The 22,870-nt window shown below is 73.5% G+C and carries 20 protein-coding genes and 1 tRNA gene; 7 read left to right on the forward strand and 14 right to left on the reverse strand.

Annotated features, from left to right (window positions below):
- Nucleotide 1: 1 nt before the first annotated feature.
- Together NWP10_RS02600 and NWP10_RS02605 are read right to left on the reverse strand one after the other, a co-directional pair.
- Nucleotides 2–1,306: an App1 family protein gene (locus NWP10_RS02600; protein WP_258299795.1), complete on the reverse strand. Its 1,305-nt coding sequence runs from the start codon at nucleotides 1,304–1,306 to the stop codon at nucleotides 2–4.
- A 28-nt stretch (nucleotides 1,307–1,334) separates the two neighbouring features.
- Entirely contained in the window at nucleotides 1,335–1,757 is a 423-nt protein-coding gene (locus tag NWP10_RS02605) for a DUF6508 domain-containing protein (protein ID WP_017488293.1), read from the reverse strand.
- A gap of 82 nt (nucleotides 1,758–1,839) precedes the next feature.
- Between NWP10_RS02605 and NWP10_RS02610 the strand changes: the two genes are divergently transcribed.
- A complete protein-coding gene (locus tag NWP10_RS02610; protein ID WP_258299796.1) occupies nucleotides 1,840–2,745 on the forward strand; it encodes an inositol monophosphatase in 906 nt (301 codons plus the stop codon).
- 67 nt (nucleotides 2,746–2,812) lie between these two features.
- The gene (locus tag NWP10_RS02615; protein WP_258299797.1) at nucleotides 2,813–3,337 is read left to right on the forward strand and encodes a pyridoxamine 5'-phosphate oxidase family protein; all 525 of its coding nucleotides are present in this window, start codon (nucleotides 2,813–2,815) and stop codon (nucleotides 3,335–3,337) included.
- Between the two features lie 23 nt (nucleotides 3,338–3,360).
- Here the strand turns inward: NWP10_RS02615 and NWP10_RS02620 are convergent, their stop codons facing one another.
- The 4 genes from NWP10_RS02620 to NWP10_RS02635 form a co-directional block, all read right to left on the reverse strand.
- A complete protein-coding gene (locus NWP10_RS02620) occupies nucleotides 3,361–4,413 on the reverse strand; it encodes a 3,4-dioxygenase subunit beta (protein WP_258299798.1) in 1,053 nt (350 codons plus the stop codon).
- 463 nt (nucleotides 4,414–4,876) lie between these two features.
- Nucleotides 4,877–6,592, reverse strand: a complete 1,716-nt coding sequence (locus NWP10_RS02625) for a thiamine pyrophosphate-binding protein (RefSeq protein WP_258299799.1) — start codon at nucleotides 6,590–6,592, stop codon at nucleotides 4,877–4,879.
- On the reverse strand, nucleotides 6,589–7,605 hold the full coding sequence (speB, locus tag NWP10_RS02630; RefSeq protein WP_017488289.1) for an agmatinase: 1,017 nt from the start codon (nucleotides 7,603–7,605) through the stop codon (nucleotides 6,589–6,591). The genes NWP10_RS02625 and speB overlap by 4 nt, the downstream gene beginning before the upstream one ends.
- Before the next feature lie 78 nt (nucleotides 7,606–7,683).
- Nucleotides 7,684–8,253, reverse strand: coding sequence for an XRE family transcriptional regulator (locus NWP10_RS02635; RefSeq protein ID WP_017488288.1), 570 nt, complete (start codon nucleotides 8,251–8,253; stop codon nucleotides 7,684–7,686).
- A gap of 184 nt (nucleotides 8,254–8,437) precedes the next feature.
- Between NWP10_RS02635 and NWP10_RS02640 the strand changes: the two genes are divergently transcribed.
- Together NWP10_RS02640 and NWP10_RS02645 are read left to right on the forward strand one after the other, a co-directional pair.
- Complete coding sequence (locus NWP10_RS02640) at nucleotides 8,438–9,946, forward strand: sodium:solute symporter (RefSeq protein ID WP_258299800.1); 1,509 nt, start codon at nucleotides 8,438–8,440, stop codon at nucleotides 9,944–9,946.
- Nucleotides 9,947–10,143: 197 nt separating this feature from the next.
- Nucleotides 10,144–11,337 carry an alcohol dehydrogenase catalytic domain-containing protein gene (locus NWP10_RS02645; RefSeq protein ID WP_258299801.1) on the forward strand — a complete coding sequence of 398 codons (1,194 nt, stop codon included), beginning with the start codon at nucleotides 10,144–10,146 and terminating at the stop codon, nucleotides 11,335–11,337.
- Nucleotides 11,338–11,412: 75 nt separating this feature from the next.
- On the opposite strand, the gene NWP10_RS02650 is transcribed toward NWP10_RS02645, so the two are convergent.
- Together NWP10_RS02650 and NWP10_RS02655 are read right to left on the reverse strand one after the other, a co-directional pair.
- Nucleotides 11,413–11,736, reverse strand: coding sequence for a DUF202 domain-containing protein (locus NWP10_RS02650; RefSeq protein WP_258299802.1), 324 nt, complete (start codon nucleotides 11,734–11,736; stop codon nucleotides 11,413–11,415).
- Between the two features lie 4 nt (nucleotides 11,737–11,740).
- On the reverse strand, nucleotides 11,741–12,160 hold the full coding sequence (locus NWP10_RS02655; RefSeq protein WP_258299803.1) for a YidH family protein: 420 nt from the start codon (nucleotides 12,158–12,160) through the stop codon (nucleotides 11,741–11,743).
- A 105-nt stretch (nucleotides 12,161–12,265) separates the two neighbouring features.
- On the opposite strand from NWP10_RS02655, the gene NWP10_RS02660 reads away from it, so the two are divergent.
- The gene (locus NWP10_RS02660; protein ID WP_258299804.1) at nucleotides 12,266–13,396 is read left to right on the forward strand and encodes a VIT1/CCC1 transporter family protein; all 1,131 of its coding nucleotides are present in this window, start codon (nucleotides 12,266–12,268) and stop codon (nucleotides 13,394–13,396) included.
- A gap of 115 nt (nucleotides 13,397–13,511) precedes the next feature.
- Here the strand turns inward: NWP10_RS02660 and sucD are convergent, their stop codons facing one another.
- The 3 genes from sucD to pcrA form a co-directional block, all read right to left on the reverse strand.
- Nucleotides 13,512–14,432 (reverse strand): succinate--CoA ligase subunit alpha, encoded by a 921-nt coding sequence (gene sucD, locus NWP10_RS02665; protein ID WP_258299805.1) that lies wholly within the window; start codon nucleotides 14,430–14,432, stop codon nucleotides 13,512–13,514.
- Between the two features lie 27 nt (nucleotides 14,433–14,459).
- Entirely contained in the window at nucleotides 14,460–15,629 is a 1,170-nt protein-coding gene (gene sucC / locus NWP10_RS02670; protein ID WP_017488279.1) for an ADP-forming succinate--CoA ligase subunit beta, read from the reverse strand.
- A gap of 202 nt (nucleotides 15,630–15,831) precedes the next feature.
- Nucleotides 15,832–18,414, reverse strand: coding sequence for a DNA helicase PcrA (pcrA, locus tag NWP10_RS02675; RefSeq protein ID WP_258299806.1), 2,583 nt, complete (start codon nucleotides 18,412–18,414; stop codon nucleotides 15,832–15,834).
- Nucleotides 18,415–18,543: 129 nt separating this feature from the next.
- Between pcrA and NWP10_RS02680 the strand changes: the two genes are divergently transcribed.
- Nucleotides 18,544–19,215, forward strand: coding sequence for a hypothetical protein (locus tag NWP10_RS02680; protein ID WP_258299807.1), 672 nt, complete (start codon nucleotides 18,544–18,546; stop codon nucleotides 19,213–19,215).
- A 52-nt stretch (nucleotides 19,216–19,267) separates the two neighbouring features.
- Nucleotides 19,268–19,341, forward strand: a tRNA-Arg gene (locus tag NWP10_RS02685).
- Nucleotides 19,342–19,367: 26 nt separating this feature from the next.
- On the opposite strand, the gene NWP10_RS02690 is transcribed toward NWP10_RS02685, so the two are convergent.
- From NWP10_RS02690 to NWP10_RS02700, 3 genes are all read right to left on the reverse strand, one after another.
- A complete protein-coding gene (locus tag NWP10_RS02690) occupies nucleotides 19,368–21,236 on the reverse strand; it encodes an ABC transporter ATP-binding protein (protein WP_258299808.1) in 1,869 nt (622 codons plus the stop codon).
- A gap of 159 nt (nucleotides 21,237–21,395) precedes the next feature.
- Complete coding sequence (locus NWP10_RS02695; RefSeq protein ID WP_248195189.1) at nucleotides 21,396–21,890, reverse strand: HNH endonuclease; 495 nt, start codon at nucleotides 21,888–21,890, stop codon at nucleotides 21,396–21,398.
- A gap of 211 nt (nucleotides 21,891–22,101) precedes the next feature.
- Nucleotides 22,102–22,821 carry a metal-dependent transcriptional regulator gene (locus NWP10_RS02700; protein ID WP_258299809.1) on the reverse strand — a complete coding sequence of 240 codons (720 nt, stop codon included), beginning with the start codon at nucleotides 22,819–22,821 and terminating at the stop codon, nucleotides 22,102–22,104.
- Nucleotides 22,822–22,870 lie beyond the last annotated feature (49 nt).

A 22,870-nucleotide genomic window follows, 5' to 3' on the forward strand; every position in this document is an offset into this window, starting at 1 on the left:
GTCATCGGGAGCCGCCCGCCTCGGCCGCCTCCGCCTCGTCCGCGGGGCCGCCCCCCACGGCCGCCTCGCCCGCCGGCACGCGCGGCTCGGCGGCCGTGTCCGGGGCATCGGCCTCGTCACCCAGGGCGGCGGCGCCGTGCTCGGCGGCGGAGAGCACCTCGTCGTCGCCGAGGATGTCCTCCTTCCAGCCCTCGGGCTGGACGTCCACGAAGCCCACGGGCAGGATGCCGAGGTCCTCGAGCTGGTTGGACAGCGAGGCGCCGTCCGGGCCGTAGCACCACGGGATGCCCGGGGTGGACCGGCGGGTGTCCTCCGCGCGGCCGCCGGCGAGGAGCGCCTCGGAGGGGGTGAGCTGGCGGATCACGATCGCCGCGACCCGGTCCGGGTGACGCTGCGCGAAGTCGGCGTAGATCTCGGGGTCGTGCTGGCCGTCGTCGCCCACGAGGATCCACTTGATGTCCGGGAACTGCTCGGCGAGCCGCTCGAGCTGGGTCTTCTTGTGCTCCTGGCCGGAGCGGAACCAGCGGTCCTTGGTGGGGCCCCAGCTGGTCAGCAGCAGCGCGCCCAGCGGGTAGAGGTTGCGCCCGAGGAAGCGGGTGAGGGTCTGGGCCACGTTCCACGCGCCGGTGGAGAGGTAGAGCACGGGGGCCTTGGGCTCGAGCTCGGCGACCCGGCGCAGCAGCACCGCCATGCCCGGGGTGGGCGTGCGGGCGTGCTCGTCGATCACGAAGGAGTTCCAGGCCGCCAGCAGGGGGCGCGGCAGGGAGGTGACCACCACGGTGTCGTCGATGTCCGAGACGAGGCCGATGCGCGCGTCGGGATGGCAGATGTAGAGGTCCATGGTGACGTGCTCGTCGTCGCCCACGTGCAGGGTGGCGGTCCGCCAGCCGGGCTCCATCTCCACGTCCAGGACGGCGTCCACCACGCCCATGCGGTCCGTGCGGACCGTGGTGCGGGTGCCGCCCACCTCGACCTCGACCTCGGCGTAGGCCATGGGCGGGGCCACGAAGTTGCGCCAGCCGCGCACCCCGTCCGCGACCACCTTGGAGATGCGGCGGCCGTTGAGGAACTCCTCGTCCGGGGCGATCACCACGCGGGAGAGGATCCGCACCCAGCTGGTGCTGCCGTAGCCGGTGAACGCCATGATGGTGGGCACGTGGCCGGCGCGCAGGGCGCGGGAGCGGTGCCACCGGTTCCACCCCTCCTGCAGGTGCGTGGCGACGTTCTCCACGGGGGTGGGGTCCCCCGGGGCGGCCAGGCGCGTGCGGCGCGGGGAGACGGGGGCGGCGTCGGATGCTGCGGACATGACCCCCAGTATCCCGCACGCCCCGCCGTCAGCGGACCTGCGGGACCAGCTCGGCGAGGCGGTCCAGCATGCGGCCCACCTTGCCGTTGGCGAGGGCGGCGCCGATGTGCCCCTCGGAGAACCGCTCGCCGCGCAGCACGTAGGTGAACAGGGTGCCGAGGTCGGCGAGGGAGGCGGCGTCGATCCCGGCGTCGCTGACGCGGTCCACGTGGCGCAGGTAGTCGACGTCGACGCCGGCCAGCTCCTGGGCGGCGGCGAGACCGGGCAGCACGCGCGCGTCGTAGTCGGGCCAGCCGGCGCCGGTCACCGCGACGGGCGCCTCGGGGGTGGCGTAGCCCTCCGCGAGGAGGGTGCGCAGGGCCCGGACGGCGGCCACGCGCTGCGGGGTGGGCGCCTGGGGGCCGGTGAGGGTGGCGTCGTCGTCGGGGGTCGGGAGGGGGTGCTCGGTCATGGCGGCTCCTCTGCTCGGGGGGGGCGGCTCCATTGTCTCGCGTGTGGTCCGACGTGTCCGGACCCCCGCCTAGGCTCGGGGCATGAGCGCGACCGTCCCCTCCCCCGCGGCCCTGCGCCGCATCGCCCTCGACGCCGCCGGTGCCGTGTGCGCGGACCTCGCAGCCGCCTTCCGCTCCCCCGCCGCCACCGGGCCCGAGGCCAAGACCACGCACCACGACCTCGTCACGGTCCACGACCGACGCACCGAGGCCCGGCTCGTCGCCGCGCTCACGACGGCGGTCCCCGGCTCCGGCGTGCTCGGCGAGGAGCTCGGGGCGCAGGCCGGCACCGGCGAGGCCGCCCGGCTGACCTGGATCGTGGACCCCATCGACGGCACCTCCAACTTCGCGCACGGCTTCGCGATGTTCTCGGTGTCCCTGGCCGCCGAGGTCGACGGCGAGGTGGTGGCCGGCGTCGTGCTGGACCCCGTGGGCGGGCTGGCGTTCTCCGCCGACGCGGACGGCGCCTACCTCACCCGCGGCGACGGGCCGGAGCGCCCGCTGGCCGAGGTCGCCCGGCCGGTGCCGGCCGGCGGCGAGCGCGCCCAGAACCTCGTGACCTCCTATCCGGCGGGCGAGGCGATCGCGCGCGAGGGCGAGGACGCGCTGCGCCGCTTCGGGCGGCTCGTGACCGCCCACGCGACCGTGCGCCGCACCGTCTCCGGCGCCCTCGAGCTCGCCCACACGGCGGCGGGCTGGGCCGACGCCGCGCTGTACGTGGACACCAAGCCCTGGGACGTCGCGGCGGGGCAGCTGATCCTGCGCCGCGCCGGGGGCAGGTGGCTCACGCCGGACCCGGCGGCGCCGTCGTCGGGCCGGCTCGTCGACGACGGCCCGCGCGCCCACACGTGCCCGTTCGCGCTCGCCGTCGCCCCGGGCCGCGAGGCGCCGACGACGGCGGCGGTGCTGGGCGACATCGTCGCCTCGCGGGCGGCCGACCATGTCTAGAGTGGGTGTGAGCCCGATCTCAGCGCCGCGCCCGACGGCGCCCGTCCCGGCACGCCAGGAGGCCCCGATGACCCCGCAGCACCACGACACCACCGACGCCCCGTCGATGCAGCGCCCCGACCCCGTCGCGGAGCCCGGAGACCACCTGATGTTCGAGCACCCGGACGGTGAGGCCGTCCTGGTGCTGGACGAGGACCAGGTCTGGCGACTGCTGCGCCGCGTGCGCCACGCTCGCCTCGGGCTGGCCGTGGACGGGCGGCCGGACATCGTGCCGGTGAACGTGCGGGCCCACGACGGCGCCGTCTACTTCCGCACCGCGCCCGGCTCGAAGCTCGCCGAGCTCACGGTGAATCCGCGCGTCGTGGTGCAGGCCGACGGGATCCTGGCCGACCAGGCCTGGTCCGTGCTCGTGCACGGCACCGCGCGCCGCCTGGACACGGAGGCGGAGATCGCGGAGGCCGAGTCCCTCGGCATCGAGCCGTGGGTGCCGACGCTGAAGGACTTCTACGTCCGTGTGGACGTCCAGCGCGTGTCCGGCCGCCACTTCGTGTTCGGCCCGCACCCCGAGCGCAACGAGTCCCAGACCGACTGACCCGGTGACCGGGCCGGGGAGGCTCAGGGCCGCGCCGGGGGCTGACCGCCCCCGCCGCCCGCCGGGGGCTGCCCGCCGCCGGGCCCGCCCATCCCGCCCTGCTCCTGCTCGGTGGTGGTGTCGATCGGGACGTCGATGGTGATGGCGAAGCCCTTCTCCACAGAGCCCGTGATCTGCGGCAGCTGCGTCTCGTAGCCGTCGGAGAAGACGTTGTCCGTCTCGAGGCTGACCTGGGCGAAGTTCGCCGTCGACCCGCCGTAGGCCGAGGTGGCGTAGACCTGCGCGGACTGCTCTGCGGGCATGGCGATCTGTGAGGTGAGGACGTTGTTCGTCGCGTCCGTGATGGACGCCTTGTCCGGGAACACCTCGAAATGCAGGTGGGGCCACCGGCCGGCGTAGCAGCCGGGCCACACCGTGGTGAAGGTGACCGTGCCGTCGTCGCCCACCACCTGGACGCCGCGCAGGTAGGTCTCCTCCGTGACGCCGTCCGAGTACATCGAGTAGCGGCCCTGCGCGTCGGCGTGCCAGAGGTACACGGCGGCGCCGGTCATGGCGGCGTCGCCGTTGGCCATGTCGATCACGTTCATCGTCACCGTCAGCGGGACGCCCTCGGCGACGGTGCCCGTGTCGATGCTCGTGGTCAGGTCGGAGCGCTCGATGCCGGACGCGTCGAGCACGTCCGGGCCGTTGGAGCCGTCGCCCGGGTACGGGCCTGCGGTCTCGGTGACCATCTCGGTCAGGGTGGCGGACGGCGAGGCACTCGCCGCCGACGAGGAGGCGGCGGCGGGTGACGAGGAGCCGGCGCTCGCCGACGTCGAGCTGGAGGAGGACGAGGCGCCCTCCTGAACGCCGCACGCGGCGAGGACGAAGGCCCCCGCCCCCGCGCCGAAGATGCCCAGTGCGTTGCGGCGGGAGACGAGCGTGCCGACGTCGAATGCGGCGCCCTGGTCCTCGACGTCCTCGGCCGGGCGGTGGAAGGCCCGGCCCTCGAAGGTGGGCGTGACGGCGGGGGCCTCGCCGCCCTCGGTGGCCTGGGGGAAGGGACGGCGGGAGCGGGGCGGGGTCCAGGGAGCCATGGAGTTCCTCTCGTGGGGTGCCCGCCGGGTGGCGGGCCGCGTCGAGAGGCCAGCATGGCAACGGATGCAGGACGTTTCCGTGAGATCGGCGGGATGGTTCCAGGACGTCTTCTGGGAGGTGCCTGGCACCGGCGGTACCCAAGTCCTCCCCGACGCCGTCGACATGGAGGGCCATGTCCCTGGTGACCGGGGCGGTCCACGCGTGACCCCGGCCCGGCTCCCTTGACGCCCGAGTCCGGCTTCTTCGCCGCGGAGACAGCTCCGCGGCCGTGGTCCACCTCGTCACCGCATTGCGCACGCACCGCCCGCAGCTCGAGTTCCCGCAGGTGCACGCCAACCCCACCCCGGGCGGCCCTGCGGCACCGCGCTCGTGGCACGAGTGTTGAACGTCGGGCCGCCGGGGCGGGGCAGGACTACGAGCCGCTCGAGGCCGCCGACCCCCGCTGAGCCGCGCCGGGCCGCCTCAGACCTCCGGGGCCTCCCCCAGGTGGCTCGGCGCCCACATCGCCAGGCGGGTCTGCACCACGACGACGTTCGGCCCGTCCGCCTGGAACGCGCGCTCGAGCGCGCCGCGCACGTCCTCCACTCCCACCGTCTCGGCGGGCACGCCAAAGGAGGCGGCGAGGGCCTGGAAATCCGGCCGGTCGAGCTCGGTGGCCGTGGCCTTGCCGAACGCGCCCTCCATGTATTCGCGCAGGATGCCGTACCCGCCGTCGTCGATGATCAGCCACGTCACCGCCGCGTCGTGCTGCCTCGCGGCCGCGAGCTCGGCGATCGAGTACATGGCCGAGCCGTCGCCGGCCACGGCGAGCACGCGCCCGTCGATCCCGGTGCGGCCCTGGTGGGCCAGGCCCACCGCGCCGCCGAACGCCGCCGGGAAGCCGTAGCCGAGGCCGCCGGCGCCCTGCGCCGAGTGGAACTCGCCCTCGCGGGCGTCCCAGCAGTTCCAGCCCCAGTACGCGGCGATGGTCATGTCCCAGTAGGTCTGCATGTCCGCGGGCACGGCCGCGCGGATGTCCGCCAGGAGGCGGCGCTCCACCGCGAGGTCCTGGGCGTCGAGGCGGGCGGCGACCCGCCCCATCGTCTCGGCGACCACCTCGGCCGGGGTGCGGCCGTGCCAGACGGGCGCGTCCCCGGCCACCGGGCCGGACTCCCGCAGGGCCGCGGCGAGGTCCGCGAGCGCCTGGCCGGCGTCGGCGCGGACGCCGAGGGTGGGGTGGTTGGTCTCCAGCACGCGCGGCTCCGCGTCCACCTGGATGAGACGGCCGCGCGGCTCGAGGGTGAAGTAGTTGGAGGTGACCTCGCCGAGGGAGGAGCCCACCACGAGCAGCACCTCGGCGTCCTCGAGCAGGTCGGTGACGAGCCGGTCCTCCACCCAGCCGCCGAGGGAGAGCGGGTGCTCCCAGGGAAAGGCGGTGTTGCCGCCGGGCGAGCAGACCACGGGGGCCTGCAGCAGCTCCGCGACCTCCTTCAGGCTGGCCAGGGCGGCGCGGCCGGAGCGGCGCACGCCGCCGCCGGCCACGATCGCCACCCGCTGGGCGTCGCGCAGCCAGCGCACGGACTCGTCCACGAGCTCGGCGCGCGGCGGGTGGTCGTAGGGCACGGCGAGCGCGTCCTCCACCGGGGGCACCAGGACCTCGCCGAGCAGCACGTCCTGCGGGATCTCCACCCACACCGGGCCCTGCGGCACGGTGACGGCCTCCGCCCAGGCGTCCTGGATGGCCGAGGGGATGCCCGAGGCGTGGTGCACCGTGAACTGGGCCTTGGTGACGTTGCGGGCCGAGGCCTTCTGGTCATCCAGCTGGTGGAGCATGCCCTTGCGGCGGGCGCCGAGACCGGAGAGCGGGATCTGGGAGGCCACCACGACCAGGGGCACGCCGGTGGCGTAGGCCTCCTGCAGGCCGGCCAGCGACGTGAGGGCGCCGGGGCCGGTGGAGAGGAACAGCACCCCGACCTCGCCGGTCGCCCGGGCGTACCCGTCCGCGGCGAAGGCGGCATTGTTCTCCACGCGGTTCGAGACGAACTCCAGCGGGGAGCGGGACAGGGCATCGAAGAGACCCAGGGCGTGCTGGCCCGGGATGCCGAAGACCGTCCGTGCGCCCAGGGCATGGAGCGTCTCCACGGCCAAGTCGCCGCCGTTGCGCCGCGGGGCCGCCGTCGTCGCCTGCTCCGCGCTCATCGGCCCTGCTCCTCTCCGGCAGCTGCGCGGGAGGCGCGGCGGTCGGCCATCAGGGTGATCAGGTCGTAGGCCACGTGGGAGGCGGCGACGCCGGTCAGCTCGGCGTGGTCGTAGGCCGGGGCGACCTCCACCAGGTCGGCGCCCACGATGTCCAGGCCGCGCAGCCCGCGCAGGATCTCGAGCAGCTCGCGGCTCGTGATGCCGCCGGCCTCGGGGGTGCCGGTGCCCGGCGCGTGCGCGGGGTCGAGGACGTCGATGTCCACGGAGATGTAGAGCGGCCGGTCCCCGATGCGCTGACGCAGCTGGTCCACGATCTCGTCCACACCCTTGCGGAACACGTCCGAGGAGGTGACGATGCCGAATCCCATGCGGTGATCGTCGTCAAGGTCCTTCTTGCCGTAGAGCGGGCCGCGGGTGCCCACATGCGAGATGGCCTCGGTGTCCAGGATCCCCTCCTCCACGGCGCGGCGGAACGGCGTGCCGTGGGTGTACTCGGCGCCGAAGTAGGTGTCCCACGTGTCCAGGTGGGCGTCGAAGTGCAGCAGGGCCACAGGCTCGCCGGCGCGGGCCGACGCGGCCCGCAGCAGCGGCAGCGCGATGGTGTGGTCGCCGCCGATGGTCATGAGCGAGGCGCCGTCCTCGGTCAGGTCCATCGCGTCCTGCTGGATCGCCTCGATGGCCTCGCCGATGTTGAACGGGTTCACCGCCATGTCCCCGGCGTCCACCACCTGGGCCTGCGCGAAGGGCGAGGTGTCCGTGGCGGGGTTGTAGGGGCGCAGCAGCCGCGAGGACTGACGCACGTGGCCCGACCCGAAGCGTGCACCGGGGCGGTAAGAGACGCCGGCGTCGAACGGCACGCCGACCACCTTGATCTCCGGGGCGACGCCGGCGGCCGCCGCCTCGTCCAGGCGCGGCAGCAAGGCGTAGGTGGGGGCGCCGCCGTAGCGGGGCACGAGGGCGGAGTTCACGGGGCCGAGGCGGCCGTTGTCCTCGACGCGGGGGATCTCGAGCATCTGGATGTCCTCTCTGGGCGGTTCGATTCGGTCTGGTCGGTCTGGTCTGGTCTGTCCGGTGCGGGCGTGCCGCACGGTTCATGCGTGGCCCACGAGGGTCCACAGCACGACGGCGGGGCGGTCGTCCGGATTGGCCCACGAGTGAGGCTCGCGCCCGGGGAGGGTGACGGTGTCCCCCTCCTCCAACAGGTGCACGGCCTCGGTGGTCCGCAGCTCGAGGCGGCCGGTGACCACGTGCACCGCCTCCACGCGGCAGTCCACGGTGTACAGCTCCGCCTCCCCACGGCCGTGCGGCGCGATGTCCGCGCGCAGGATCTGCAGGTCGCGACTGCCGCGCGGGGTGATGAGGCGCTCGCGGATGCCCTCGCCGCCGAGGCTGATCGCGGGGGCGTCGGCGAGGCGCACGACCGTCACCTCGGGCGCGTCCAGGACGTCGCCCGGGCTCGCGCCGAGCACCTGGCACAGGGTCACGAGCGTGCTCACGGACGGGCTCGTCAGGTCCCGCTCGAGGCGGGAGAGGAAGCCCTTGCTGACGCCGGCCGCCTCGGCCAGCTGGGCCACGGTGAGCCGCCGCGCCTCGCGCAGCGCGCGCAGTCGGCGGCCGATCAGCGCCTGTCCCGGCGCGGTCTCGAGCGGGAGGGCCTTCATCGCGTTCCTTCCTCGCGTCCGGCGACGTCGCGGTGTCACCCTGGACGACATGTTGCCTGACATGCAACAGGTGTTTACCGTAGACCCCGATCGTGTGATCGGCAACACGCCGGCCGCGCCCCGCCCACCCACAGCGCCCCCGCATCCCCGGCGCTCTGGATCTCCTCGCCCTGAAGGACCACCCGTGACCCTCAACCTGACCATCGTCGCCGTCTACCTGGTCGGCATGCTCGCCTTCGGCTGGTGGGGCAAGACCCGCGCCGCCAGCTCAGAGGACTACCTCGTGGCGGGCCGTCGCCTCGGGCCGGTGCTGTTCACCGGCACCATGGCCGCCGTGGTGCTCGGCGGCGCCGCCACCGTGGGCGGCGTCGGCCTGGGGTACGAGTTCGGGCTCTCCGGCGCGTGGCTCGTGGCCGCCATCGGCGTCGGCGTGCTCATCCTGTCGGTGGCGTTCGCCCCGATCCTGGCCCGCCTGAAGATCTACACCGTCTCGCAGATGCTGCGCCTGCGGTACGGCCGCGGCGGGGCCTCCCACGCCTCCTCCTTCGTGATGCTCGCCTACACGCTCATGCTCGCCGCCACCTCCACCGGTGCCTACGCGTCGATCTTCGTAGTGCTCTTCGGCTGGGACCGCTGGCTGTCCGTCCTGGTGGGCGGCGGCATCGTGCTGGCCTACTCCGTGCTCGGCGGCATGTGGTCCATCACCCTGGCCGACATGGCCCAGTTCCTCATCATGACCATCGGCCTGTTCGCCCTCATGCTCCCCCTCTCCCTGGCCAACGCCGGCGGCTGGAGCGCCATGCAGGAGCGCCTGGGCGCCGAGTTCTTCAGCTGGGACGGGATCGGCGTGCAGTCGATCGTCACCTACTTCGTGGTCTACACCCTCGGCCTGCTGATCGGCCAGGACGTCTGGCAGCGCGTCTTCACGGCCCGCTCCCCGCGCGTGGCCCAGATCGGCGGCGCCACCGCGGGGCTGTACTGCATCGCCTACGGCGTCGCCGGTGCCGTGATCGGCATGGCCGCCCGCACGGTGACCGCGGACATCGCAACCCCGGACGACGTCTTCGCATGGGTCGCCCAGAACCTGCTGCCCGTCGGCGTCGGTGGCGTGGCCCTGGCGGCCGCCGTCGCGGCCATGATGTCCACCGCCTCGGGGGCGATCATCGCGGCCTCGACCGTGATGCGCACCGACATCCTCCCGATCCTCCGCGGCGAGGCCGCCGCCTCCGAGGACGGCGCCACCACCGAGGACGAGGCTCCGGAGACCGCGGCGGAGCTCGCCTCGAACCGCGGCTGGGTGCTGCTGCTCGGCGCCGTCGTGCTGGGGCTGGCGATCGTCGTCCCGGACGTGGTGGCGGCCCTGACCATCGCGTACGACATCCTCGTGGGCGGCCTGTTCGTCGCGATCGTCGGCGGCCTCGTGTGGAAGCGGGGCACCGGGACGGCGGCCCTGTGGTCCATGGTGGTCGGGACGGTGGGCACCCTCGGCACCATGGGCTGGCTCGAGATGAACGCGGCCGAGCCCTTCGAGGGCGTCTTCGCGAACGAGCCGATCTACGTCGGCCTGGCCGCCTCCGCCGTCGTGTACGTCCTCCTCAGCCTGGTGACCCGGCCCACCGACCCCGCGGTCCTCGAGGCCTGGCGGGTGCGCGCCCGCCACGGCGTCGACGCCGCGGCCCGAGAGCGTCTCTGACCAGGAATTCCGGGGCCTGCGGTCCTCCGACGCCCGCACGATGGTCAGGCCAGGCGATGCGGTGGCGGGCGATCCTTCCTCTGGCTCCTCCCGGCCCCTGGTGTTGCCGAACAGCGCAGGCCGGGGGCGTCCCCGCGGGGCCGTTCCGGCTTCCGCCTCACCCGGGCCTCGCTGGAGACAGAAAGGCAACAGTTCCCATGACCACCAAGAACCGCGCCGTGGCATTCCACGGCATCAAGGACGTGCGAGTCGACGAGCTGGACTGCCCCAAGCTGGAGATGCCTGACGGCTCCGCCGCCCCGCACGGCGTCATCCTCAAGATCGTCGCGACCAACATCTGCGGCAGCGACCTGCACATCTACCGCGGCTCCTTCCCCGTGCCCGAGGGCATGGTGCTGGGTCACGAGATGACCGGCCAGGTGCTGGAGGTCGGCAGCGACGTCCAGTTCCTCAAGGAGGGCGACCTCGTCTCCGTGCCGTTCAACGTGGCCTGCGGCCGCTGCCGCAACTGCCGTGCCGGCCGTACCGAGGTGTGTGAGACCGCCAACCCGGAGCAGGCGTGCGCCGCCTACGGCTTCAATCTGGGCGACTTCCAGGGCGGACAGGCCGAGTACCTGTTCGTGCCGTACGCCGACTTCCAGCTGCTGCGCTTCCGGGACCAGGAGCAGGCGATGGAGAAGATCCTGGATCTGGCCGTGCTCTCGGACATCCTCCCCACGGCGTTCCACGGTCTCATGGCGGCCGGCGCCAAGCCCGGCTCCACCGTCTACATCGCCGGTGCCGGCCCCGTGGGCCGGTGCGCCGCGGCCGCCGCTCGACTGCTGGGCGCCTCGTGCATCATCGTGGGCGACCAGGACGCCTCGCGTCTCGAGCTGGTGCGCAAGCACGGCTGCGAGACCATCGACCTCTCCGTCACGGAGAACCTGCAGGACGCCGTGAACGACATCCTCGGCGAGCCGATGGTGGACTGCGCGGTGGACTACGGCGGCTCCGAGGCCCACGGCCTGGGCTCCGAGTCCGACGAGATGCAGCCGATCGCCGCCGTGAACCAGGTCCTGGACATCACCCGTCCGGGCGGTGCCACGGGCATCATCGGCATCTACGGGCCGGACCCGATCGCGGAGACGAAGGCCGAGCAGGAGGGCACCTTTCCGGTGGACTTCGGCAAGGCCTGGATCAAGTCGCCCCACATCATCGGCGGACAGGCGCCCATCATGCGCTACAACCGCCAGCTGATGATGTCGATCCTGTGGGATCGGATGCCGTACCTGACGGAGATGGTCAACCCGCGCGTGATCAGCCTGGACGAGGCACCCCAGGCCTACGCGGAGTTCGACCAGGGCTCCGTGGACAAGTTCATCATCGACCCCCACGGCATGATCGCCCGCTGAGCGGTCCGCCTCCGGAGGCACGACGGCGCCCCTCACCTGCCCGCGCAGGTGAGGGGCGCCGTCGTCGTCCGCGGATCAGGCCGAGTGCAGCAGCGTGGCGGTGATCCCGAGGGCCGCCAAGCCCACCACCAGCGCGACCATGCCGGCCACCGACGCCAGGGCCGGCCGTGCCCGCTCCCCGGCGATCCCGCGCGACTGCGCCACGTAGCGCCGGCGCTGGGTGGCCAGCACAGCTGCCCCGCCGACGGCCGCCACCACCGCAGGCCCGAACGCCCACGCGCCGACGGCCGGCCACCACCTCAGGAACATGAGGCTGAGGACGCCCAGCGCCAGGACGGTGCGGCCCCAGCTCATCACGGTGCGCTCGGGCTGCAGCCCGGGGTCGTGGTGCAGGCGCATCGCCTCAGCCCCACGGCAGGACGACGGCGAGCATCAGCACCACGACGGCGAGGACGACACCCCCCGCCAGGACCGGGACGATCAGTGGCAGCGGCAGCGGACGGCCGCGGCGCATCGCGCGCTCCACCCGGAGCCATCGCGCACCCGCGCCCAGGGCGAGCAGCGCCGCCAGGACGAGCAGCACCGTACTCAGCGCCACCCGAACCGGTGGCGCGAAGAGGGCGCCGGTGAACGCCTCCACCGCGACCCCGCCGGCCAGCAGCGCCAGCGCCGTCCGGACCCAGGCCAGGAACGTACGCTCGTTGGCGAGCGTGAACCGAGGGTCCGGTTCGTCCCCACCCGCCAGGAGGCGGTGCTGCCAGGCCGGCCGGCCGCCTTCGTACGCGGTGGCCTCGGGGCCTTCGGGGGTCTCCGCTGCGTCCATGCGGCCATGGTAGCGGCGGCGTAGACTGGCCGGTCGAGCGCGCCCAGCCGCCGCGGCCCGCGACGGCGGCGCCGCATCCCCATCCCGCCCGTCCGATGGAGCCCCATGAGTCCCGCCCATGCCGCCACCCCCGCGGCACTCCCCGAACCCACCCGTGAACAGGTCCGACGCTGGCGCCGCTACCTCGCCGACGAGATCGCCGAGGGTCAGATCTACCGCGACATCGCCGCCCGCAAGGACGGCGTGGAGCGCGACATCCTTCTGGGCCTCGCCGAGGCCGAGCGTCGGCACGAGCAGCACTGGCGGGCCCTCTTGGGCGAGCACGCCGAGAACCCGCCGCGCCCCTCCGTCCACCGCATCCTGCTGCGCTGGCTCGCGCTGATCTTCGGCTCCGTGTTCGTGCTGGCCCTGGCCCAGCGCGCCGAGTCGGACACCCCCTACGCGGAGGACCAGGACGCCCCCGAGGGCATGGTGGCGGATGAGGCCATCCACGAGGAGGTCGTGCGCGGCCTGGCCGCCCGGGGCCGCGAGCAGCTGGCCGGCAACTTCCGCGCCGCCGTCTTCGGCATGAACGACGGGCTGGTCTCCAACCTGGCGCTCGTGATGGGCATCGGCGCGACGGGCGTGGCGTCGTCCGTGGTGCTGTTCACCGGCGTGGCCGGGCTGCTGGCGGGCGCACTGTCCATGGCGGCCGGCGAGTACGTCTCGGTGCGGTCCCAGCGGGAGCTGCTGGAGGCCTCCTCCCCCACCCAGGTCACCCTCGAGGCGGCCCAGCACCTGGACCTGGACCACAATGAGCTCAAGCTCGTCTACCTGGCCCGCGGCATGACGCCCGAGGACGCCGAGCACCGTGCGCTCGAGCGCCTCGGCTATCTCACGTGCGACTGCAACCCACAGTTCTCCGCCCGTCCCGACGGCTCCCAGGGGCCGGTGGACCACTCGGGCTCCTTCGCGGAGATCGGCTCGGCGTGGAGCGCGTCCCTGTCCAGCTTCGCGTTCTTCGCCTCCGGCGCGCTCATCCCGATCCTGCCGTACATCTTCGGCATGTCCGGGCTGTGGGCCCTGGGCCTGGCGGCGGCGATGGTGGGCGTGGCCCTGCTCTTCACCGGCGGTGTGGTCGGGCTGCTGTCCGGCTCCTCACCGCTGGCTCGGGGCCTGCGCCAGCTCGCGATCGGCTACGGCGCCGCTGCCGTGACGTACGTGCTCGGCCTGCTCTTCGGCGCGAACCTGGGCTGACCGACGCTCCTCCCCGCACAGCACACGGCCCCTGCCCCTCAGGACGAGGGACAGGGGCCGTGGTGCATCCGCCTGCCGGTGCGGGGCGCCGGCTTCGGCGCTCCTCACCGCTGGATCAGGCCAGGCCCTTCATGATCTCGCGCATGAGCTCGGCGGTCTCGGACGGGGTCTTGCCGACCTTCACGCCCGCGGCCTCGAGGGCCTCCTTCTTGGCCTGCGCGGTGCCGGCGGAGCCGGAGACGATGGCGCCGGCGTGGCCCATGGTCTTGCCCTCCGGGGCGGTGAAGCCGGCCACGTAGCCGACGACCGGCTTGGTGACGTTGGCCTTGATGAACTCGGCCGCACGCTCCTCGGCGTCGCCGCCGATCTCACCGATCATCACGATGGCCTGGGTGTCCGGGTCGGCCTCGAACGCCTCGAGGGCGTCGATGTGGGTGGTGCCGATGACCGGGTCGCCGCCGATGCCGATGGCGGTGGAGAAGCCGAAGTCCTTCAGCTCGTACATCATCTGGTAGGTCAGGGTGCCCGACTTGGACACGAGGCCGATCGGGCCGGAGCCGGTGATCGTGGCCGGGGTGATGCCGGCCAGGGCCTCGCCCGGGGTGATGATGCCGGGGCAGTTCGGGCCGATGATGCGGGTCTTCGGCTTGCCGTCCTCGCCGGTCTTCGACTGGGACAGGGCGAAGAACGTCGCGGAGTCCTGCACCGGGATGCCCTCGGTGATGACCACGAGCAGCGGGATCTCGGCCTCGATGGCCTCGATCGCGGCGTCCTTGGCGAAGGCCGGCGGCACGAAGGCGACGGACACGTCCGCACCGGTCTTCTCCATGGCCTCCGTGACGGAGCCGAAGACCGGCAGCTCGACGGCGTTGCCGTCCTTGTCCTCGTGGGACACGGTGGTGCCGGCCTTGCGGGCGTTGACGCCGCCCACGATGTTCGTGCCGGCCTTGAGCATCAGGCGGGTGTGCTTGGTGCCCTCGCCGCCGGTGATGCCCTGGACGATGACCTTGGAGTCCTTGTTCAGGTAGATCGACATAGCTGTTTCCTCAGTCTTTCCGAACGGTCAGTTCGCGGAGTGGGCGAGCTCGGCGGCCTTGTCGGCGCCCTCGTCCATGGTGGCGGCCAGGGTGACGAGCGGGTGGTTCGCCTCCTGCAGGATGCGGCGGCCCTCCTCCACGGCGTTGCCGTCCAGGCGCACGACCAGCGGCTTGGTGGCGGCGTCGCCCAGGATCTCGAGGGCCTTGACGATGCCGTTGGCGACGGCGTCGCACGCGGTGATGCCGCCGAAGACGTTCACGAACACGGACTTGACCTGCTCGTCGCCCAGGATGACGTCGAGGCCGTTGGCCATGACCTCGGCGTTGGCGCCGCCGCCGATGTCCAGGAAGTTGGCGGGCTTCACGCCGCCGTGCTGCTCGCCGGCGTACGCGACGACGTCGAGGGTGGACATCACGAGGCCGGCGCCGTTGCCGATCACGCCGACCTGGCCGTCCAGCTTCACGTAGTTGAGGTCGTTGGCCTTGGCCTTGGCCTCCAGCGGGTCCTCGGTGCGCTCGTCGACGAGGGCGGCGTGGCCCTCCTGGCGGAACTCCGCGTTGTCGTCGAGGGAGACCTTGCCGTCCAGGGCGAGGATCTTGCCGTCGCCGGTCTTCACCAGCGGGTTCACCTCGACGAGGGTGGCGTCCTCCTTCTCGAAGACGACCCAGAGCTTCTGGATGACGTCGGCGACGTCGGCGCGCAGCTCCTCGGGGAAGCCCGCCTCGGCGACGATCTTCTGGGCGGTCTCGGCGTCGATGCCGGTCAGCGCGGAGACGGGCACCTTGGCGAGGGCCTCGGGGCGTTCCTCGGCGAGCTGCTCGATCTCCATGCCGCCCTCGACCGAGCACATGGCCAGGTAGGTGCGGTTGGCGCGGTCCAGCAGCACGGAGAAGTAGTACTCCTCGGCGATGTCGGCGCCCTGGGCGATCATGACCTGGTGCACGGTGTGGCCCTTGATGTCCATCCCCAGGATGGCCTTGGCATGCTCGTACGCCTCGTCGGCGGTCTTGGCGACCTTGACGCCGCCGGCCTTGCCGCGGCCGCCGACCTTCACCTGCGCCTTGACGACGGTCACGCCGCCGATCTTCTCAGCGGCCGCCTTGGCCTCTTCCGGGGTCTGCGCAACGATGCCGGCCAGCACGGGAACGCCGTGCGCCTCGAACAGATCGCGCGCCTGGTACTCATACAGGTCCACGGTGGTGAGTCCTTCTACGTCGAAGACAGGGACAGCCGGGGCGGTGGGGGACCACCGACGCGGCGGGAGGCGCGGGTGCGCGGCCGACCGCGCGTGGCGCGCGCGGGCCTGACGTCACAGACGCCTCCACGGCCACTCTAGTCGAGAGGATCGCGCCGCCCGCAGGCCTGCGCGGCGCATGACGCCCGGAGTGACGCGCCTCTCAGTCCTCGACCTTCGTCAGGGGCGCGTAGCGCAGCAGCAGCCGCTTCTGGGCGCCGGAGTCCTCGAAGGTCACGGTGGCCACGGTCTTGTCCCCCGCCCCGGCGACGGCGTCCACCCGGCCCTGCCCGAAGGTCGCGTGGGAGACGCGGTCCCCGGGGCTCAGGGCCACGATCTCCTTCTGCGGCTGGACCCGGCTGGGCGCCCGCCCGCGCACCACGGCGGAGGGCACGGTGAGGTCCGTCGGCTCGTCGCCGCGCGTCAGGCGCTGCGGGCGCGCGCCGCCGTCGTCGTCCCGGGACCGCCAGGCGGGCCGCCCGCCGCCGGAGCCGAACCGGCCCGTGTAGCGGGACGTGCCGGCGCCGGTGAGGCTGAGCGAGCCGGCCGAGCGCACGGCGCCCTCGCGCTCCCAGTCGATGAGCGCCTCAGGGATCTCCCCGAGGAACTGGCTGGGCGGGTTGAACTGGTGCTGGCCCCACAGCGAGCGCGCCTCGGCGCGCGTGAGGAACAGGCGACGGCGCGCTCGGGTGAGGCCCACGTAGGCCAGCCGGCGCTCCTCGGCGAGCTCCTTCTCGTCCGTCATGGACCGCGCGTGCGGGAACACGCCGTGCTCCATGCCGGTCAGGAACACCACGGGGAACTCCAGGCCCTTGGCCGTGTGCAGGGTCATCAGCGTGACCTGGCCCTGGGCCTCGGCGAGGCTCTCCCCCTCCACGTCCGGCGCGGTGGGCAGCTGGTCCGCGTCCGCCACGAGGGCGACCTGCTCCAGGAAGTCGGAGAGCGTGCCGTCCGGCGTGGTCTTCTCGAAGGAGCGCACCACGGCCACGAGCTCGCCGAGGTTGTCCGCGCGGGACTCGTCCTGCAGGTCCTCGGACTCGCGCAGGGCGGCGAGCATGCCGGACTGCTCCAGGACGGCCTCGAGCACGGTGGCCGGGCCTGCGCTCTCGGCGACCTGGGCGAGGTCGTCCATCATCTGCACGAACCCGTTGACGGCCTTGAGCGAGCGGGTCGCCATGCCAGGGGCGTGCTCCGCGTCCCGCAGGGCGGCCGAGAACGTGGTCCGGTTCCGCTCGGCCCACGCGGCCACGGCGCCCTCGGCCCGGTCCCCGATGCCGCGCTTGGGCTCGTTGAGGATGCGGCGCACGTTGACGTCGTCGTCCGGGTTCACGATCACGCGCAGGTACGCGAGCGCGTCCTTGATCTCCTTGCGGTCGTAGAACCGGGTGCCGCCGATCACGCGGTAGGGGATGCCGCGCGTGACCAGCCGCTCCTCGAGGGCGCGGGACTGCGCGTTGGTCCGGTAGAACACGGCGACGTCGGCCGGCCGGATCCCGTCCTCGTCCTGCAGGCGGTCGATGGTGGAGGCGATCCACTCGGCCTCGGCGGACTCGTTCTCGGCGGCGTAGCCCACGATCGCGGCGCCGGCGCCCTCGGCCGTCCACAGGTCCTTCTTGCGGCGGTCCGGGTTGTTCGAGATGACCGCGTTGGCCGCGTCCAGGATGGTCTGCGTGGAGCGGTAGTTCTGCTCGAGCTTGATGGTCACGGCGTCCGTGAAGTCCTGCTCGAACTCCACGATGTTGCGGATGTCCGCGCCACGGAAGGCGTAGATGGACTGGTCCGAGTCGCCCACCACGGTGAGCTCGCCGCCGGGGGTGTCCACCCCCTCGGGCTCGCCGGCGGGACCCGCGAGGAGGCGGATCAGGCGGTACTGGGCGTGGTTGGTGTCCTGGTACTCGTCCACGAGGACGTGGCGGAACCGGCGGCGGTAGTTGTCCAGCACGCGCGGGAACGCCTCGAACATGTGGACGGTCATGCCGATCAGGTCGTCGAAGTCCAGGGCGTTGGCCTGGCGCAGGCGCGCGGTGTAGTCCCGGTAGACGGCGGCGACGGCGCGGCCCCACGGGTCCCCCTCGGCCACGGTGAAGGCGTAGTCGTCCGCCTCCACGAGCTCGTTCTTCAGGGAGCTGATGCGGTTCAGGAGCGCCTTGGGGGCGAACCGCTTGGGGTCCAGCTCGTGGAGCTTGGCGATGGTGGTGACCAGGCGCAGGCTGTCCGCCGAGTCGTAGATGGTGAAGGTGGACTTCAGCCCGATGTTCGCGGCCTCGTTGCGCAGCAGGCGCACCGCCGAGGAGTGGAACGTGGAGATCCACATGCGCTGCGCCGTCGGGCCGATCAGCCCGGACACGCGCTCGCGCATCTCCGCCGCCGCCTTGTTGGTGAAGGTGATGGCGAGGATCTCGTGCGGGCGCGCGCGACCGGTGGCCAGCAGCCACGCGATCCGGTGCGTGAGCACGCGCGTCTTGCCCGAGCCCGCGCCGGCCACGATCAGCAGCGGGGCGCCCGTGTGGGTGACGGCGGCGGACTGCTGCGGGTTCAGCCCCGCCACGAGCGAGTCCGGGGTGTGCGCCGGCGCCGCGTCCCGGCCCCAGGACTCCGGGTCGCCGCCCCACGCCTCCGGGTCCGCGGCCGCGCGGGTGACGGCCGTGGGCACGAGGCCCGGCAGGGCGGTCTCCGGATCCGCGTCGCGGCGGGTCCGGGCGGGGGTCAGGGGGGCGCGTCCGAGCGCGGAGAAGAGGTCAGCCATGGCGGATCCAGTCTAGGCGGGGGCCCGGACGGGACAGCGGTGCGGGGCCGTGGCCCGGCCCTGCTCGACCCCGCCCCCGGACGGCAGACCGGTCCGGGTCTGGGAAGATGGTCCGCGGAGGTGCCCCCGTTGTCCCAGAAGCCCCGCAAGTCCCGGCCGTCCCGCGCGTCGCAGTCCGGCGCGCGCTCCGGCTCGTCCGCCGCGCGCGCCGCCGGCGGCGCCGAGCGCGCCCGCCCCACCCTGCGGGACGTGAACGTCCGCGAGGACCTCGCCGCCGCCGGGCGCCAGGAGGGCAGCCCCGCCATCCCGGTGAGCGCGCTGATCGTCACCACGCTGCTCGTGGGCGCCTACCTGCACCTGCTGGTGCTCCAGCAGATGACGCAACTCACCGGCGGCCTGGCCATGCCCGACTCGATGCTCTTCTACGGACAGGACCACGTCCGCGCGCTCTCCGCGGTCATGGACGACGCCGCGCGCGGCCAGCTCAACTGGGTGCACAAGACGGCCGGCGTGATCTTCCCGATCGCCGTGGCGCTCACCCTCGCGGCCGTGGGCGCGTGGCGGCTGCGGCCGGCCGCCGCCAAGTGGGGCGCCCTCGGCGTCGGCGTGCTGTTCGCGGTGGTGGACATCGCGGAGAACATCGCGATCGAGCAGGCCATCGCCGCCGGCGGCCCGGGCACCGGCCTCGCCGCCGCCCTGACGCTCGCCCGCTGGGTCCTGCTGGCGCTGATCGCGCTGGCGATCGTGGTGATGCTGTGGGCCGGGCGCCGCCGTCGCGAGCCGGCCGCCCGGCGTCGCTGAGCGCCTCCGCTAGACTCGCTCACCGGACCGGCGGGCACCCCGCCCGGTCCGCGCCCCAGTAGCTCAGTTGGATAGAGCGACCCTCTCCTAAAGGGTAGGCCGTCGGTTCGATTCCGGCCTGGGGCACCCGGGTGGCCGGTCCGGCCGCCGCCTCATTCCGCGTCGGCGAACTGCGTGGTGTACAGCTCCGCGTAGCGCCCGCCCGCGGCCAGCAGCTCCGCGTGGCCGCCGCGCTCCACGATCCGCCCCGCCTCCACCACGAGGATCTCGTCCGCGCTGCGCACGGTGGACAGGCGGTGGGCGATCACGATCGCCGTCCGCCCCGTCAGCGCCTCCCCCAGCGCCTCCTGGATGGCGCGCTCGTTCGTGGAGTCCAGGGCCGCCGTCGCCTCGTCGAGGACCACGACGCGCGGGGCGGCCAGCAGCAGCCGCGCGATGGTCATGCGCTGGCGCTCGCCGCCGGAGAGGCGGTAGCCGCGCTCGCCCACCACGGTGTCCAGCCGGTCCGGGAGCGCCTCGATCACGGGGCGCAGGCGGGCCCGCTCGACGGCGTCCCACAGCTGCTCCTCCGTGGCGTCCGGGCGGGCCAGCAGCAGGTTGCCCCGCACCGTGTCGTGGAACAGGTGCCCGTCCTGGGTCACCATGCCCACGGCCTCCTGCAGGTCCGCGAAGGACAGGTCGCGCACGTCCACGCCGCCGAGCTCCACGGCGCCGGAGCTGACGTCGTGCAGGCGCGTGACGAGCGAGGCGATCGTGGACTTGCCGGCGCCCGAGGACCCCACGAGCGCCACGGTTGACCCGGCCGGCACGGCCACGTCGATCCCGTGGAGGACCTCCTCGCCGCCGCGGGTGTCCAGCACGGCCACCTCCTCGAGCGAGGCCAGGGACACCTCCTGGGCGGTGGGGTAGGAGAAGCGCACGTCCCGCAGGCGCACGGACAGCGGCCCGGCGGGCAGTGCCGCGGGGCGGGCCGGCTCGGTGATGAGCGGCTGCAGGTCCAGTACCTCGAACACGCGCTCGAAGCTGACGAGCGCGCTCATGATCTCCACACGGGCGTTGGCCAGGGCGGTCAGCGGGGCGTAGAGCCGGGTGAGCAGCAGGGCGAGGGTGACGACGTCGCCGGCGTCGAGAGTGCCGGCGATCGCCTGGAGCCCGCCCACGCCGTAGACGGCCGCGAGCGCGAGCGCCGAGACGAGCGTGAGCAGCGTGGTGAACACGGCCTGGCGCACGGAGATGTCCACGCCCGTGGCGCGGACCCGGTCCGCGCGGCGGGCGAACTCGGCGGACTCGGCGGCGGGGCGGCCGAAGAGCTTGATGAGGGTGGCGCCGGGGGCGGAGAACCGCTCCGTCATCTGGTCGCCCATGGCGGCGTTGTGCCCGGCCCGCTCGCGGGAGAGCCCCGCCAGCTTCGAGCCGACCGCCCGAGCGGGGATGAGGAACAGGGGCAGCAGCAGGAGGGAGAGCACGGTGACCTGCCAGCTGGTCGCCACCATCACGCCCAGGGTCAGCGCCACGGACACCACGTTCGCCACCACGCCGGAGAGGGTGCGGGAGATCGCGGACTGCGCGCCGATCACGTCGTTGTTCAGGCGGGAGACGAGGGCGCCGGTGCGCGTGCGCTGGAAGAAGGCCACCGGCATGCGCTGCACGTGGTCGAACACGGCGGTGCGCAGGTCGAAGATGACCCGCTCCCCCAGCCCGGAGGAGAGCCACTTCGTGAACACGGACAGGGCCGCGTCCAGCACGGCCACGAGCGCGATCAGCAGGGCCAGGCGCACCACGAGGCCGCCGTCGTCGCCGCCGGTGATCGCGTTGACCACGTCTCCGGCGAGCACGGGCGAGGCCACGCCGAGCACGGCGCCCACGATCGAGGTGAGGACGAACACGATGAGCCGGGCGCGGTAGCGGTCCGCGAAGGCGATCGTGCGCCGCACGGTGCCCTTCGCCAGGGGCTGCGTCGTCCCGTTCTGCCCGTGCGTCATCCGCATCATGGACACCCGTGCCGCCGACTCCATGCTCATGGTGGCCCTCCGCCCTCTCGATCGTCAACGAGTCTAGGAACGCGCGGGCGCGCGCGAGGGCGATTCCGCTCCGGGCGTCAGCGCGCGGATCCCTGCGCCCCCGCGCACCACGGGGGCGCCGGGGCTCACGGGACCACGGGGGGCCAGGACCCCGGGGGTTCAGGCCGCCAGGCGCAGGTAGTCCCGCCACGCCTCGGCGGGGCGCTCGAGCTCACGGATGCGCCACTGGGCGCCGCGGGGCCGCACGGGCTCCACGCGCAGGCGCCAGCCCATCGACTCCAGCGAGCGGTCCGCCTTGACCGCGTTGCAGCGCAGGCAGCAGGCCACGAGGTTCTCCCACGAGTTCTCGCCGCCGCGGGAGCGGGGTCGGACGTGGTCCACGGTGGTGGCGTGGGCGCCGCAGTACGCGCAGCGGTGGGCGTCGCGGCGCAGCACGCCCTTGCGGGAGACGGGGGCGGCGTCCGTGTGGGGGACGCGGATGTACTGGTGCAGCAGGATCACGAGCGGCCGGCCCCACGCGCGGGTGGGGCTGCGCATCGGGTCGCCGGCGTCCTCGAGCACGCTGGCCTTGCCGGTGGCCACGAGCAGCAGCGCCCGGCGGTCGGAGACCACCGAGAGGGGTTCGTAGCCGGCGTTCAGGACGAGTGTGCGCATCGGGGGGACCTAGCGGGGCGAGGGGTCACGGGGCGTCGTGCTCCCCACGCTAGGGGGCCGGGCGCGGCCGCTCGGCGTGTCGCCGTCGCGCCCTCCGGGGGTTCACCCGTCCGTCACCGCGTCCTCACGCGCCCGTCACCGGCGACGACGGCGGCCCGCCGCGGGCCTCGCGCGCACCGGTCCGGCGCCGGTCGGCCCGGGGTGCGCACGCTCAGGCGTCGAGGCGCTCGACCCACACGTGGGCGGCCGTCTCGACGGCCAGTTCCAAGGCGCCGGCCTCCGGCGCGCCGTCGCCGGCCTCGCCCTCGACGCGGACGTAGCCGGGGTCGAGGGCGGCCTGCGCGGTGACCGTCCGGCCGGGGGTCACGCCGGCGGCGGCCAGCTGGGCCAGCAGCTCAGGGTCGGTCTGGACGCCCTCCGCCAGCCCGCGCACGCGGAAGCGGCCGGGCGTGTCCGCCTCCTCGGAGAGCCGGGTGCCGGCCAGGCCCATGCTGCGACTCCAGTCCTCCGCGGAGGCCTGCTCCGGGCGGGGCGGGATGGGGGTGCCGTAGGGGGTCTCCGTGGGGTTCTCCAGGAGCGCGAGCAGGCGGCGCTCCACCTGGTCGCTCATCACGTGCTCCCAGCGGCACGCCTCCTCATGGACGAGCTCCCACTCCAGGCCGATCACGTCCGCGAGCAGGCGCTCGGCGAGGCGGTGCTTGCGCAGCACGGCCACGGCCAGCTCGCGGCCGGTGACGGTGAGCTGCAGGCGGCGGTCCGCGCCCACGTGCACGAGCCCGTCCCGCTCCATGCGGCCCACGGTCTGGGAGACGGTGGGGCCGGAGTGCTCCAGGCGCTCCACGATGCGCGCGCGCAGGGGCGGGATGCCCTCCTCCTCGAGCTCGAGGATGGTGCGCAGGTACATCTCGGTGGTGTCGATCAGATCCGTCATGGCGCGTCCTCTTCCCTCGGGCCTCTCGTCCCGGGCCATCTTAGCCAGC

Origin of the sequence: Micrococcus sp. HG099, from assembly GCF_024723355.1 — a bacterium.
Classification (GTDB): domain Bacteria; phylum Actinomycetota; class Actinomycetes; order Actinomycetales; family Micrococcaceae; genus Micrococcus; species Micrococcus endophyticus.

Excerpts from the sequence above, each read along its gene's own strand:
- NWP10_RS02600 (WP_258299795.1), bottom strand. The coding sequence starts at position 1,306 with ATGTCCGCAGCATCCGACGCCGCCCCCGTCTCCCCGCGCCGCACGCGC.
- NWP10_RS02605 (WP_017488293.1), bottom strand. The coding sequence starts at position 1,757 with ATGACCGAGCACCCCCTCCCGACCCCCGACGACGACGCCACCCTCACC.
- NWP10_RS02610 (WP_258299796.1), top strand. The coding sequence starts at position 1,840 with ATGAGCGCGACCGTCCCCTCCCCCGCGGCCCTGCGCCGCATCGCCCTC.
- NWP10_RS02615 (WP_258299797.1), top strand. The coding sequence starts at position 2,813 with ATGACCCCGCAGCACCACGACACCACCGACGCCCCGTCGATGCAGCGC.
- NWP10_RS02620 (WP_258299798.1), bottom strand. The coding sequence starts at position 4,413 with ATGGCTCCCTGGACCCCGCCCCGCTCCCGCCGTCCCTTCCCCCAGGCC.
- NWP10_RS02625 (WP_258299799.1), bottom strand. The coding sequence starts at position 6,592 with ATGAGCGCGGAGCAGGCGACGACGGCGGCCCCGCGGCGCAACGGCGGC.
- speB (WP_017488289.1), bottom strand. The coding sequence starts at position 7,605 with ATGCTCGAGATCCCCCGCGTCGAGGACAACGGCCGCCTCGGCCCCGTG.
- NWP10_RS02635 (WP_017488288.1), bottom strand. The coding sequence starts at position 8,253 with ATGAAGGCCCTCCCGCTCGAGACCGCGCCGGGACAGGCGCTGATCGGC.
- NWP10_RS02645 (WP_258299801.1), top strand. The coding sequence starts at position 10,144 with ATGACCACCAAGAACCGCGCCGTGGCATTCCACGGCATCAAGGACGTG.
- NWP10_RS02650 (WP_258299802.1), bottom strand. The coding sequence starts at position 11,736 with ATGCGCCTGCACCACGACCCCGGGCTGCAGCCCGAGCGCACCGTGATG.
- NWP10_RS02655 (WP_258299803.1), bottom strand. The coding sequence starts at position 12,160 with ATGGACGCAGCGGAGACCCCCGAAGGCCCCGAGGCCACCGCGTACGAA.
- NWP10_RS02660 (WP_258299804.1), top strand. The coding sequence starts at position 12,266 with ATGAGTCCCGCCCATGCCGCCACCCCCGCGGCACTCCCCGAACCCACC.
- sucD (WP_258299805.1), bottom strand. The coding sequence starts at position 14,432 with ATGTCGATCTACCTGAACAAGGACTCCAAGGTCATCGTCCAGGGCATC.
- pcrA (WP_258299806.1), bottom strand. The coding sequence starts at position 18,414 with ATGGCTGACCTCTTCTCCGCGCTCGGACGCGCCCCCCTGACCCCCGCC.
- NWP10_RS02690 (WP_258299808.1), bottom strand. The coding sequence starts at position 21,236 with ATGAGCATGGAGTCGGCGGCACGGGTGTCCATGATGCGGATGACGCAC.
- NWP10_RS02695 (WP_248195189.1), bottom strand. The coding sequence starts at position 21,890 with ATGCGCACACTCGTCCTGAACGCCGGCTACGAACCCCTCTCGGTGGTC.
- NWP10_RS02700 (WP_258299809.1), bottom strand. The coding sequence starts at position 22,821 with ATGACGGATCTGATCGACACCACCGAGATGTACCTGCGCACCATCCTC.